We start from the raw sequence: 12,932 nt of genomic DNA, 5'->3' as shown, positions 1-12,932 counted from the left end.
GTGTGTCACTCCGGCGCCGTGCCGTTTCCGGGAACGCCACCATGCTCATTGCAATGGCCGGTTTGCCCGGGAGTGGTAAAAGTACACTCGCCGCCCGCCTCGCCGCTGCATCCGGTGGCGTCGTGCTCAGCAAAGATGTTGTCCGGGCCGCGCTGTTCACTGCCTCCGTTCTGGACTACTCTTCCGCGCAAGATGAAATCGCAATGACGGCGGTCTACCAGGCCGCCGCGCACCTTCTCAAGACACGTCCCACGGTGCCCGTCTTCCTTGACGGCCGCACGTTCAGCAAAGCCGGTCAACTTGATGCCCCCTCCTCGCTGGCCGCCCAGGCCGGTTTATCGCTGCGCGTGATTGAGTGCGTGTGCGCGCCGGGCGTCGCCCGTGAGCGGATCGCCTCGGACCATTCCGCTGGGGCGCACCTGGCTGGCAACCGCACTCCCGACCTTTACGACCGCGTTCGGGCCGGCGCTGTTCCGCTGACGTTGCCGCGGCTCACCCTCGACACCGGGGCGCTAACGCTGGACGAGTGCGTTGCGCGGGCGCTCGCGTATCTTGGTGGGTAGGTTCGTCGTCCGCTTTAACACCGGAGTTCAACCCGATGCACCGCCTCGCTGCCGTGGCGCTCGCTTTGACACTTGTGCCGTTCGCCCGCGCTCAAAGCCCGAGGGATGTCGAAGCCAACTGGCACCACTGGCGTGGACCCAACGCCGACGGCTCCGCGCCGAACGCTCGCCCGCCAATCAAGTGGGACGCGAAGACCAACATCACCTGGAAGGCCGAACTGCCCGGCCGCGGTAGTGCCACGCCGATCATGTGGGGGGACCGCATCTTCGTCCTCACCGCCATCAAAACGGACCGCAGGGCCAAACCCGAGGAGATGCCCAAGGTCGAAACGAAGCTCGCGGTGAAGACGGAACCGCCGACGAACTTTTACAAGTTCGTCGTGCTCTGCTTCGACCGGCGGGACGGCAGCAAGTTGTGGGAAAAGCAGGTTGCGGAGATGGTGCCGCACGAAGGCCACCACGTCACGCACTCCTACGCCGCGGGGTCGCCGACGACCGACGGGAAGTTGCTGTACGCGTCGTTCGGCTCGTTCGGCACCTACGCCCTCGATTTCGACGGCAATGTGAAGTGGGCGCGGACCGATCTCGGCCGGTTGCACACGCGGCTCGGCTGGGGCGAGGCCGTGACTCCGGTCGTTCACGGGGGCCACTTGCTGCTGAACTACGACCAGGAGATCGATTCGCGGCTCATCTGTCTGGAGGCCGCGACCGGGAAAACGCAGTGGGAGGCGAAGCGCGACGAGAAGACGACGTGGTCCACCCCGCTGGTCGTGGACTTCGGGGGTAAGACGCAGGTGGTCACCAACGGTACGGCCCGTATCCGCAGCTACGACCTCGCGACCGGTGCGGTGCTGTGGCAGTGTGGCGGCATGACCGTAAACCCGATCCCGTCTCCGGTGCGGTTCGGTGATTCCGTCATTTGTATGAGTGGCTACCAACGGGCCGCCGCCGTGTCGGTCCCACTCGGTTCGAGTGGTGACCTCGGTGACAAAGGCAAAGTCGACTGGCGTTATTCGTTCGGTACGCCGTACGTCCCGTCGCCTGTGCTCAGTGGAGAACTGTTGTACTTCAACTCCACCAATGAACCGATGGTCACGATCCTCAACGCGAAGACCGGCAAGGCGGTTATCGAGAAGGAGCGGCTTTCGCAGGCTAAGACCTTTTACGCTTCGCCGCTCGTGGCCGGCGGACACATCTACTTCGTGGACCGCACCGGAACCACGGTTGTTGTGAAAGCCGGAGAGTCGCTGGACGTGGTATCGGTCAATAAGCTTGACGACCCGATCGACGCCTCACCCGTTGCGGTCGGCAAGCAACTGTTCCTGCGTGGCGAAAAGTACCTGTACTGCATTGAGGCAAAATGACCTGAACGGATTCAGCGGTCGATGAGCGATTTAGAATTTCGCCGACGGTCGCACTGGCAACAGGCACGCCGGGCGGAACCCGACCCACTGGTTCCGCCGCGCCACGGAGAGGCGCCGACGGTGCGTCGATTTCATCGCGTTCGCTGATCCCCGCAGAAAGCACGCCCCGCGCACGACCGTTTCCACCGGGGCGGCCTCGGTCGGGTACGGGATGTTCTGCTCTGTCGGCGGGAACTCGCCCGGTGCGGCGTCTTCGGCCGCGGGTAGGCACCACTCGGACACGTTGCCGACCAACTCCTCGCACCCGAACGGCGAGCGCACGTGTGAGAACTTCCCCACCTCACACGTCGAACGCGCTTCGACGTGCGCGAGCTTACGGTTCCCCTTGGTGCCGGCGTTCGTGCCCCACGGGTACATGCGCCCGTCGGTACCGCGGGCCGCCTTTTCCCACATCCACTCGGTCGGGAGCGTGAGCCCGGCCCACGCGCAGTACGCGAGCGCGTCGAACAGCGACACCCAGGTGACCGGGTGCTTCTCCCGGCCTTTCGGGATCTTTCCACCGGTACAGTGCGCGAGCAGATCGCCGGTAACGGGGTTCTGCGCGTCCTGCGGCCAGTAACCCGTTTCTGTTTGGAACTGGACGTACTGCTCGTTGGTGACCGGCCAGCGGGCGAGTGAGAACCCCGCGCACTCGCCGAACTCGCCCTGCGTTCCGACGGAGAACTTGCCGGCGGGTATCCAGATCATTTCCGACCCGTCGATCGGGTTCGTCCACTTCAGGTTCGCGATCGTGCTGTCTGTGTGTTCGCAGGGTTGCACGAGTTCGTGCTCGCGCGCGAAGTCGATAGCCGCGTGCCCGTCCGGGTTGCGGGCCGCGGCCGTAACGAGCTTCCATGCCGCGAGCCCGCGTTCCGGCCCAGGAGCCTGATTGGTGAGGGCTTCCAGTTCGACCATCGCGCGGGCGGACGGGAACCGGCTCGCCTCGTCCGGCACGGTGTCGTCGTCGCTCATGCGTCACCCGCCTTCCCCTGGTCCTGCGAGGGCGTGTCACCTTCGATCGGACCGCCGAGCAGTTCGTTGACCCGGCGGAGCAGGGCGGCCCCGTGCTCCGGCTGCACCATGTTGAGGTACGCCGCAATGCCTCGCAAGTATTGCGAGAACGCCGGGACGTTCCCCCGGAACCGCGGGTGCCGTTTCGCCTGCGATTCGAGGTCCTTGGTTTCGCAGTTGTGGAGGATAGCCCTGATCTCGCGGCGCAGCTCACGGGGCGCGCGAACCGCGTCGTTCACCACGATCCCGGTCACCACCTGGCGCTGCGAATCGCGGATCACCCGGAACTTCTCCTGGTTCACCACGAACCCTTCCTGCTGACACACCTGATCGACCCACCAGCGGAACCGGCCCAGGTTCATGCCTTCCGCTTTGGGGAACGAAAAGGTCAGGTCGTCGGCGTAGCGCGTGTAGGTGCCGTGATTGGTTTCGGCCAGACCCTGGAGCCGGGCGTCGAGCCGGCGGCACACGAGGTTCGAGATCGCCGGTGAGGTCGGCGCGCCTTGCGGAAGCGCTGCGCTGCCCCACTGCTTCGGGTCCGGGGTGTAACAGCACAGCCGGGCGAGCACCGGCGCAATCTGGTTGGCGCCGTCGTCGGTGCCGAACATGCAGTTACCGACCGGGTAACCCAGGCTCGCGAACAGGCCCATCACGCGGAAGTAGTGGACCGTCGGGAAGAAGTCCTTGAGGTCGAACTTCACCACCAACTCCGCGCCGACGTGCGGGGTGGCGTTGCTCACCGTGGAGCGGCCGCTGACGAACCCGTGCGCCGCCGGGTGCGGCGGCACCTTGCTCAGGATGTGTTTCAGGATCTGTTTCTGCACCCACTTCAGTTGTTTCTTGGGCGCGCAAATCTGGCGATCGCTGCCGTCGCGTTTCGGGATCTTGTGTGTGGTGTACGGCCCGCCCTTGTGGTCGCTGGCGAGCAGGAAGAACCCGAGCTGGTTCGTCGATTTGATCCCGAGGAGCTTGCGCAACTCTGCGAGCTTCGTGAGCGCCGGAACCCCGCTGCGCTCTTGCGCGCGTTTGCCGGTTTTGTGGCGCGTGACCTTTGAAACTTCGTCCGGTAGGAGCCACCCGGACGGGTCCCAGTCGCCGTCCTTCTTGGCCGGGATGGCGACCTCTTGAATCTTCGCCTTCCGGATCGCTTTCGCCACGGTGCGGCGTACGTTCATGTCCGCGTCTTTCGCGAGCCGCCGTAGGACACGCGCGCACGCCCGCTCGGGCATGTGTTCGCGAGCGTAACGGATGAGAGCGATGCGGGCCGTTCCTTCTGGCGCTGTGAGCAGGGTTTCGAGCTTCTCCCAGACGAGCGTGTTGGAGCGGTTCACGGCCGGTTCATAGCTCGCCAGCGCCCGCACCTCGTCGAGTGCGTCGTGGAGCTTCTTGAACTCTTGCGGTAGCGAAGTCGCGTACTGCTCGATTGTGGCGATGAGAATTGCGTCGGCGTCCGCGTTGGCCGGGAGCGGTAGCAGCAGCCACGCCGGAGCGGACTGAGAAGCAGACATTGCGTGACCCCCTCCGACCGTCGATGATGTGCGTAGAAGTTAGCGGACGTCACCCCTTTGCACAAGCACCGATGCGCGTTCCAAACGACCACCCGCTGGCCCGCTCCTACGCCCTGCTCGACCCCGACGCGGCGCCATCAGTCGCGTCAGCATTTCGCGGGACAGTCGAACGCGCCGAAATTGAAGGTCTGGTCGAGTTGGTGCTGAACCGCGAGACCGGTGCGACCGCCGCTGCGGCCGCGCTCCGCAGCCTCGAACACGACACTTCGGCGCTTGTATCCGACACAGTCGTGCGCGCGCTCAACAGCCCGCACCCGAGTGTGCGTATCCTCGCCGTGAATGAGGTCACACGGCGGAAGCTATGCGGACCGAGGGCGCTCACGACCCGTGCGCTCCAGCGCCTGCGGGAGTACGACGCGTTCTGGCAAGTGCGACGCGCGGCTGTGAGCGCACTCGCGGCTCAAGGTGCGTACGCCTCGGTTATGGCGGCGTCCTCAGATCCGCACTGGCGCGTGCGGTACGCGGTCGCCCAAGTCCTCGAATCGTTTGGCCGTGAGCCTGGGAGGAGCCAGGAGCTGATCGTACGGATGCTCGGTGAGCATCCGCACGCCCTGCGCCTTGGGGAGTACCTGCATTACCGCTGGACCGGTGAGGCGCCGGCCGAACGCGTCACAGACGATCCGTCCACGTGGTGCCCGTTCTGGGACTGGGACCCGGCGGTCCTCGCGCGCAACCTGGAGTTACTCGGCCGGGCCGGCCGGCGCGACGCGCTGTCTGTACTCGCGCGACTCGTGAACCACCCGGACGAACGGGTGCGGAGCTGGGTCGTTCTCGCGCTGCGTGAGGACGGGACCGTTGCGCAATGGGCGCACGCGCTGAGCTACCTGGGCGACCCGCGCGAGGACACCGCGCCCGTTCTCGATGCCCTGACCCGTGGGGTAGAACTGGACCGCATTGAGGAGGTGGCGAAGCACATCCTTGCAATGGAGTCTCCGCCGCTGGTGGCCCTCAAGTGGGCCGCCGCGCAGGTTGGGGAGGCGTTCCCGGCCGACGAAACTGCCACCGATCTCGCCCGATTGCGCCCCCAACTCGTCGAAGTGAGCGAGCCGATAGAGGAGCCGTTTTCCGATACGCACCCGTATTCGCGTGCAGCCGCGCTGACCCCGGCCCGCGCAAAAGAACTCGTCGAGAACCCGACACAGGAAACGTCGTGGTTCGTGCTTGCACGTGCTTCCAAGCTGTGCCGCGTGCCGATCTGGAGTCTGGCCCCAGAAGCGCATTGGAAGCCGCCCGCGGTGCCGCGCGAACCCGCCGAACCGCTCGCGCTGCCGGCGATCAATCTCGTGAGACCACGCCAGATTGGTCCCGACGGTCCGGTCGTGTCGCCGCTCGGCGTATCGGGGCACTACGGGCTGCCCGTTGAAGGGTACGTGCGCGCCGCCGAGCAGGGCGTGAACCTCTTTTTCTGGGAGCCGAACTACGCCACACTCACGCGGTTCATGACACGCCTCTCGCCCGCCGATCGGCGCGGAGTTCATGTTCTCGTTGGCACCTTCGAAGCCGACCCCGTCAAGATCCGCAAAGATGTCGAACGCGCGCTACGCAACATGAAGCTGGAACGGATCAGCATCTTCCTCATCTTCTGGACGCAGTCCTGGCAGCGCATTACCCCTGACGTCCGCTCGGAATTGGACCGGCTGAAGGCGGACGGGTTGGTTCAGGTGTACGGCCTCTCGACGCACAACCGCGGCATCGCTCGCGACGCCATTATTGAGGGCTGGAACCCGGTGATGGTGCGGCACAGTGCCGCACATCGAAAGGCTGAAACCGAGGTGCTTCCCTTCGCGTGCGAACGGGGCACCTCCGTCCTGACGTTCAACAACACCTGTTACGGCCGACTGCTCGACCCGTCGTTCCGGCCGAGCGACTGCTTTCGCTACACGCTGAACACGCCGGGCGTGTCGGCGTGCTTCACCGCGCCGTCGAACTTAGAGTACCTGGAAGAGAACCTGAACGCGCTGCGCAACCCCGAACTGGCGGACGAGGTGCGCGAGAGGCTGTTGAAGCGCGGCGAATGGATGTACCGGGAGGATACCGTGTTCCGCAAAACCGTCCGCTCCGAGGTGTAAAGGCACCCACTTTCCGCGCGGCTCAAGGCCGGATTCGACTCATGTTCGTCCGCCTTGAAGTGAGTGAGCGATTGGAGCGTGAACAGCTTGCTGCCAGTGTTGCTCATCACCATCACCCGCAGCCTCACGCGGCAGGTGGCAACTTTTCCCAACGAGCCGAGCACTGATCGACCGCGCGACCGTGTTCGGGTATTGCTTTTGGGTGACGGCTTGTGCCGTGCGCTGGTACCCGGTGGTCGCCGGCGCCGGCACTACTGACCAATGTCAGCTCTTGGAATCAGGTGAGGGTAGCGGTGTCGGTCTTCCCCTTTGGGCGTCGTCTGGTCAGTCGGCGAGGCGAACCTGCGTTCCTCAAGGTGCGCGAAGTACGCCCCGCGGTTCTTGTAATACCGAACTCTCGACGTTCTAACTTCGCCCTGACCTACCCTTTGACCCGATTCATCTCGATCACCACATCCGCCGTTTTCGGGTCGACCGACTTCGGGCGCGCCTTGCCGGTCCACTGCTTGTCTTTCCACTGCCCGACCACGCAGGCCACCTTCAACTTGTCACAGTCGAGTTCGTAGATGCCGAGTACGTCCGCGCCCGTCTTCTTCGCGTCGTGCGACCGGTGGTCCCACACCTTTGGGGCCGCCGTCGGGTCGATCTCGAACGTCCCCGCCCAGAGTTCCTTCCCGTCCTTGTCTTGGGCCGCGTAGGTGCCGTCCTTGTTGAACACCAGCCGCCGGGCGTCCTTCGTCGCCCCGTCCGGCGTCACGGTGACGATCTCCCAGGTGCCCGTGAACACCTTCAGTGCCTTCTCGACCGCGGCTTTCTTGGCGTCAGCCTTGGGTTCGTCCGCAAGGACCACACCCGCCACTGCCCCGCACACCATGCTCAGCACGAACCGGTTCATCCGTTCCCCTCGTGAGTGGTTGAAGCGATCTACCGCAGCCCGCCGGAAGCGAGGATGACCTCGCCGGTCAGCCAGGCGGAATCGTCGGACGCCAGAAACGCCACGACCCTCGCGATGTCCTGTGGCATGCCGATGCGGCCGAGCGGTGTCATTGCGACCAGTTGTTTTTCGAACTCGCTGCCGGTGCCGTACAGGCCCGCGGCCTTGGTGCCCTCGCTCAGCGTGGCACCGGGATTGACCGAGTTCACGCGGATCTTCCGCGGGGCCAACTCCTTCGCCAGAACTCCCGTGATGGCGTCCAGAGCCGCCTTGCAGGCCGCGTAAACCGAGTAGCCGGGCGGGCACATCCGTGAGGCGCCGGAGCCGATGTTGATGACGCTGCCGCCGTGCGGCCCGAAGAGCTTGAGTGCCTCCCGGATGACCAGCAGCGGTCCGAGCACGTTCGTGTCGAACTCGCGGTGGAACTCGTCCTCGGTGACTGCCTCCAGCGGCATCGGCATGTAGACCCCGGCGTTGTTCACGAGCACGTCGAGCGCGCCGAATGCCCGTCGGGTTTCGGCCAGCAGTCGGGCCACATCGGCTGCCTTGGACACATCGCCCGGAGCCGCGATGGCTCGGCCGCCGGCCTGAATGATCTCGCCAACCACCGCGTCCGCGCCGCTCTGGTCGTTGGCGTAGTTCACCACGACGGCCGCCCCGGCGACGGCCAGTTCCCGGGCGATGCCGGCCCCGATCCCCTTCGACGCCCCGGTCACCAGGGCCACTTTGTCTTGCAGTTTTGACATGGTTCGACCTCCTTGCACCCGTAGACACGCCGGGAGATCGACTGTGACAACTGTCGGGGAGAAATGTTCAATCCAGGTGCAAGGCGGTGCGGATGTCGGGGCCGTCAAGAACCCGGCGGACCCACGCGACTTGATCGGGCGGTTCGAGGAACGCGTGCTCACGGAAGAGGGCCGCGTACTTGCGGTCGAGAACGTCCTCGATCTCGCGCACCGTGTCGGCCGCAACGTCCTTGATCCGCCGGACGCGCAGCGGAACGAAGAGCAAGTGGTCGGGATCGACGTGGCCGCCGGCGATGAACCCCTTCGTCTTCTTGGGACACCGGCACGGGTTGTTCGCGTTCACCAAGCCGCACTGGCCGTGCATGAACTGGTAAAGGTCGCGGCGGGCGCGGGTCAGACTTTGCCGGAAGTTGTCGGCCGACATCTCCAGCACCTCGCCGCCGACGGTGTCGCTGGTGCCGAGGATCTCGCCGAGGGTGAACACGAGCCGCTGCTTGCGGTCGAGACACATCAGCATCCCGGTCGTGCAAGTCAGTTTGGCCTCCTCAACGAGCAGCGGCACGTCCACGGGCACGCTCTTCGGGTCGGGCAGGTCCAGATCGGGGGTGTCGTTGATGGCCGCCGCATAGGACGAGAACGTCTGCGGTCGGAGTTCGCCGCCGCGTCGCTTCATGTTCAGTACATGGCTCGTAGCGATGCGGTAGAGCCAGGTGCGGAACGCGCTCTCCCCCCGAAACGTGCTCAGCCGGGTGACGGCCTTGATGAGCACTTCCTGGGTCACCTCCTCAGCGTCCTGCGGGTGGAAGACCATGCGGACGGCGACGTTGTACACCCACGCCTGGTGCCGCAGGACGAGCTTTTCCAGGGCCTCCAGGCTGCCGCCCCTCGCCGATTCGACGAGGGCGAGGTCATCGGACTCGTCGATGACCTCCGTGAACGGGTTGAACACGACGCTACTCCCGGGTCCACGTCCACCCCCGCCACGTCGGCCGGGTGGGGGCTGCATCTTTGACACAGGAAAATTGGCGGTGTGACAACTTCGGTTCTCTGGACGCGTTGCCGATCCGGAGAAACTATTTCCCGATGCAGAATCGCGAAAATATGCGATCAAGCAGATCGTTGGTGTAGATGGCCCCCGTCATCTCGCCGAGCGGCTCCAGAGCGCCGCGAAGCGCCAGCGCGAGCAACTCGGGGTGCTCGCCGCGCGCTGCCAGGGTTTCCGCTTCCCACAAGTGCTCAAGGCACGCGAGCACGTGCCCCCGGCACCGGCTCTGGCTCGGCGCGAGCGCCGAGCGCGTCAGCGAGGTCGCGGCGTCAACTAGTGCGGCGAGCAGCAAGTCGAGTCCGCCGGGTGCAATGACCGAGCAGGCGAGCGACTGGCCCTCCGAAACCTCACTCGTCAAATCGCTTTTCGTGCGCACTTTGAGTAGCTCCGCCCCCGTCGCGCGAAGGTGGGTTTTGTCCCGAGCGCCAAACGCGCCCGACTCGTCGCACCACACGATCACGTCCGCACGCGTTGCCTGCTCGGCTCCGAGTCGTTGTGCTTGCTCCTCAATCGTGTCGGTGGCGTCCAGCCAGCCGGCGGTGTCGACCAGTTCGACCGGCACGCCGGCGAGGGCGAGCGGCTTCGTGAGGTAGTCCCGCGTGGTGCCGGCGACCGGGCTGACCAGTGCCGCACCGCTCGCCAGCGCGTTAAACAAGCTGCTCTTGCCCGCGTTCGGTAAGCCCACCAGTGCTACCCGCACCGAACGTCCGGACAGGGTGCGGGCGTCGAGTTGTTTCCGCACCATTTCGAGATGTTCAACCGCGCCGCGCACCCGCGCAACGGTCGCGGCTTGCGTGACGAACTCGATGTCCTCGTCGGCGAAGTCGAGCGCGGCTTCCACGTCGGCGAGAAGGTTCAGCAGGTCGTCACGGAGGGCATCCAGCGGGCGCGACACCCCGCCCGCGAGTTGCTCCAGTGCCGCCGAGAGGTCGGAGTCGGTGCCGGCCTCGATCACCGCCTGCACCGCTTCCGCCTGGGGCAGGTCCTTCTTACCCGCGAGGAATGCCCGCATCGTGAACTCGCCCGGCCGCGCGGGCCGCGCGCCGGCTGACAGCAGGTCACTGATGAGCCGCTCCACCAGCGGCGGCGAGCCGACGAGGTGCAGTTCTGCCAGGTCCTGGCCGGTGTACGACTTCGGGCCGGCAAAGAAGTACAGCACCGCGGGCAGCGGCGAACTCACGCCGCTGAGTCGCAGCACGCCGCGAACGAACCGGCGCGAGCCGGGGGACGTGGGGAGCGGTTCCGCCGCAAACACTCGCGCGACCACCGCACGCGCGTTCGGACCGCTCACGCGCACGATCGCTCGCGCTCCGGGATCGGGCGCAGACGAGAGTGCAACGATGGTGTCGCCGGGGTGGGGAGCGGCAGTCGCAGTCAGGCTCACGGGAACGGGTCTCGGTACAGGGCAATCAGGTACATGGCGGTGAAAAAACCGATGGCAAGTAACGCGCCTATGGCGAGCAGCCGGTTCTTGTATCGCGGGCTGATGGACCCGGTTCCGAACGCCGCATTCAGGAACAGGTACAGTGCGTAAAACCACAATAGCGGAACGATCAACCCGAAGAATGCGGCCAGAAACGCCCGTCGGGCGTACTCGTCTCGCTCGGATGGAGGTTGGGCCCCGGCTGCGTCAATCGGCACAATTGCTACCGGTTCCGGCTGCGGCCTTTCGGCGGCGTCCGCTTCCCCGGCGGCTTCGGCCTCTGCTGCCAATGCCGCCTCATCCACCGGGCCGGTTTCGGCACCCAGCGTTTCCTCCAGAACCGCTACGGCTCGGTCCGCGTCCTCTTCGAGTACCTGCACTTTTACCCATCCCACCGCGCCGCCCAGCAGCCAGTCCATTGTAACAACGGCTTCGTCCGTAACCGTCGCCCTGATCCCGGCCTCTTCCAGCACCCCGCGGGCGAGGTGGGCGCGCGCGCCCTGCTCGAACGTCGCGATCGTGACCAGCTTACCCGCCATGCGGTGCCCTCGGTGCTTCGCGTCTCGCTCCGTACACCGACATTACCCGAACGACTCGGGTTCGTACAGGAGCCGCAGATGACCGCCGCCGAAAGCTACTCCGAACTCCTCCGCCGCTCGAAAGCACTCGGCGTTCTGAACTCGTGTGCCGCCGCCCTGGGCTGGGATCATCAGACCTACATGCCCGCGAAGGGCGCCGCGCTGCGCGGCGAGCAGATGGCCCTTTTGGCCGCTCTTTCGCACCAGAAGCTCACCGACCCCAAGAACGGCGAACTGCTCGCGGCCGTCGAGGGGACGGACCTCGTCACCGACCCCGAGAGCGACGCGGGCGCGAACGTCCGCGAGTGGCGCCGCGGGTACGACCGCGCCACCAAGATCCCGCAAGCGCTGGTCGAGGAGTTGGCCCGAGTGACCACCCAGGCCCAGCAGGTGTGGGAGCAGGCCAAGAAGAAGAACGACTACGCCAGTTTCCGCCCGCTGCTAGAGCAGGTGGTGAAGCTCAAGCGCGACGAGGCCGCCGCCGTCGGCTTCAACGACCACCCGTACAACGCGTTGATCGAGGAGTACGAGCCCGGAACGACGGTCGCAGAACTGAAAGTGCTGTTCGCAGGCCTCACGGCCGAACTCGCGCCCTTGGTGAAGAAGATCGTGGCCGCGCCGAAGCAGCCCGATAAGGGTGTGTTGGAGCGTGACTTCCCGATCGACCGCCAGAAGATGTTCGCCGAGGCCGCCGCCGCGGCGATCGGGTTCGACTTCGCCGGCGGCCGGCTCGATACGACCGCGCACCCCTTCTGCTCGGGGTTCGGGCCGGGCGACTGCCGCATCACCACCCGCTACAACCCGAAGTTCTTCAACGAGGCGTTCTTCGGCGTGCTCCACGAGACGGGGCATGCGATGTACGAGCAGAACCTCCCCGCAAAGCACTTCGGCACGCCTCTTGGTGTGGCGTGCTCGTTCGGCATCCACGAATCGCAGTCACGGTTGTGGGAGAACCAGGTCGGGCGCGGGCGGCCGTTCTGGGAACACTTCTTCCCCCGGCTGAAGCAAACGTTTCCTGCCGCCTTTGCTGATGTCGCGCCCGAGTCTTTCTACTTCGCCGTCAACGAGGTGAAGCCGTCGCTGATCCGCGTCGAGGCGGATGAAGCGACCTACAACTTGCACATCGCGCTGCGGTTCGAACTCGAACTGGCCCTGCTGTCGGGCGATCTGAAACCGGCCGACCTTCCCGGCGCCTGGAACGATCGGTTCGAAGCTCTATTCGGGCTTCGGGTTCCGGACGACGCGCGGGGCTGCTTGCAGGACATTCACTGGAGCTTCGGCGGGATCGGGTACTTCCCGACCTATACGCTCGGGAACCTCTATGCGGCCCAACTGATGGACGCGGTGCGGCGCGAGTTCGGGCCGGCGCTCGACGACGACTTCCGGCGCGGTGACTTCTCGCGCCTGAAGGGGTGGTTGAACCAGAACGTCTACGCTCACGGGCAGCGGTTCAGGGCCGGTGAACTGTGCCGCCGAGCGACCGGCGCGCCGCTCTCGCCGAAGCCGTTCCTGTCGTACCTGAATGAAAAATTCGGAGCCCTGTACGGAGTGTGCTAAACTTCAATGCGTGTGGGACTATATGCAATCGGCTT

At 65.5% G+C, this 12,932-nt stretch carries 11 protein-coding genes; 4 read left to right on the top strand and 7 right to left on the bottom strand.

What is annotated here, in order from left to right:
* Positions 1-41: 41 nt before the first annotated feature.
* A complete protein-coding gene (locus GobsT_RS20965) occupies positions 42-563 on the top strand; it encodes a P-loop nucleotide/nucleoside kinase family protein (protein ID WP_010042551.1) in 522 nt (173 codons plus the stop codon).
* Positions 564-598: 35 nt separating this feature from the next.
* Positions 599-1,927: an outer membrane protein assembly factor BamB family protein gene (locus GobsT_RS20960; RefSeq protein ID WP_010042549.1), complete on the top strand. Its 1,329-nt coding sequence runs from the start codon at positions 599-601 to the stop codon at positions 1,925-1,927.
* A gap of 30 nt (positions 1,928-1,957) precedes the next feature.
* Here GobsT_RS20960 and GobsT_RS20955 read toward each other — a convergent pair whose 3' ends face one another.
* Positions 1,958-2,938 (bottom strand): formylglycine-generating enzyme family protein, encoded by a 981-nt coding sequence (locus GobsT_RS20955; protein ID WP_010042546.1) that lies wholly within the window; start codon positions 2,936-2,938, stop codon positions 1,958-1,960.
* Positions 2,935-4,485, bottom strand: a complete 1,551-nt coding sequence (locus GobsT_RS20950; protein ID WP_010042545.1) for a reverse transcriptase domain-containing protein — start codon at positions 4,483-4,485, stop codon at positions 2,935-2,937. Before GobsT_RS20950 ends, GobsT_RS20955 begins: the two co-directional genes overlap by 4 nt.
* Positions 4,486-4,556: 71 nt before the next feature.
* Here GobsT_RS20950 and GobsT_RS20945 point away from each other — a divergent pair, with 71 nt between their 5' ends.
* The gene (locus tag GobsT_RS20945; RefSeq protein ID WP_010042544.1) at positions 4,557-6,614 is read left to right on the top strand and encodes a HEAT repeat domain-containing protein; all 2,058 of its coding nucleotides are present in this window, start codon (positions 4,557-4,559) and stop codon (positions 6,612-6,614) included.
* A 421-nt stretch (positions 6,615-7,035) separates the two neighbouring features.
* Here the strand turns inward: GobsT_RS20945 and GobsT_RS20940 are convergent, their stop codons facing one another.
* The 5 genes from GobsT_RS20940 to GobsT_RS20920 all read right to left on the bottom strand — a co-directional run bounded on the left by GobsT_RS20940 (position 7,036) and on the right by GobsT_RS20920 (position 11,301).
* The gene (locus tag GobsT_RS20940) at positions 7,036-7,509 is read right to left on the bottom strand and encodes a TIGR03067 domain-containing protein (protein ID WP_010042543.1); all 474 of its coding nucleotides are present in this window, start codon (positions 7,507-7,509) and stop codon (positions 7,036-7,038) included.
* Positions 7,510-7,538: 29 nt separating this feature from the next.
* Positions 7,539-8,294 carry an SDR family NAD(P)-dependent oxidoreductase gene (locus tag GobsT_RS20935; protein ID WP_010042542.1) on the bottom strand — a complete coding sequence of 252 codons (756 nt, stop codon included), beginning with the start codon at positions 8,292-8,294 and terminating at the stop codon, positions 7,539-7,541.
* 67 nt (positions 8,295-8,361) lie between these two features.
* The gene (locus tag GobsT_RS20930) at positions 8,362-9,243 is read right to left on the bottom strand and encodes an RNA polymerase sigma factor (protein WP_010042539.1); all 882 of its coding nucleotides are present in this window, start codon (positions 9,241-9,243) and stop codon (positions 8,362-8,364) included.
* A 124-nt stretch (positions 9,244-9,367) separates the two neighbouring features.
* Positions 9,368-10,723: a tRNA modification GTPase gene (locus tag GobsT_RS20925; protein ID WP_232068400.1), complete on the bottom strand. Its 1,356-nt coding sequence runs from the start codon at positions 10,721-10,723 to the stop codon at positions 9,368-9,370.
* Positions 10,720-11,301 (bottom strand): putative signal transducing protein, encoded by a 582-nt coding sequence (locus GobsT_RS20920; RefSeq protein ID WP_010042534.1) that lies wholly within the window; start codon positions 11,299-11,301, stop codon positions 10,720-10,722. The genes GobsT_RS20925 and GobsT_RS20920 overlap by 4 nt, the downstream gene beginning before the upstream one ends.
* 78 nt (positions 11,302-11,379) lie before the next feature.
* Here GobsT_RS20920 and GobsT_RS20915 point away from each other — a divergent pair, with 78 nt between their 5' ends.
* The gene (locus GobsT_RS20915) at positions 11,380-12,897 is read left to right on the top strand and encodes a carboxypeptidase M32 (RefSeq protein WP_010042532.1); all 1,518 of its coding nucleotides are present in this window, start codon (positions 11,380-11,382) and stop codon (positions 12,895-12,897) included.
* Positions 12,898-12,932 lie beyond the last annotated feature (35 nt).

It is taken from the genome of Gemmata obscuriglobus, from assembly GCF_008065095.1.
GTDB lineage: Bacteria > Planctomycetota > Planctomycetia > Gemmatales > Gemmataceae > Gemmata > Gemmata obscuriglobus.
Note: the sequence above shows the minus strand (reverse complement) of the source record. Positions and strands in the feature narration are given on the sequence as shown.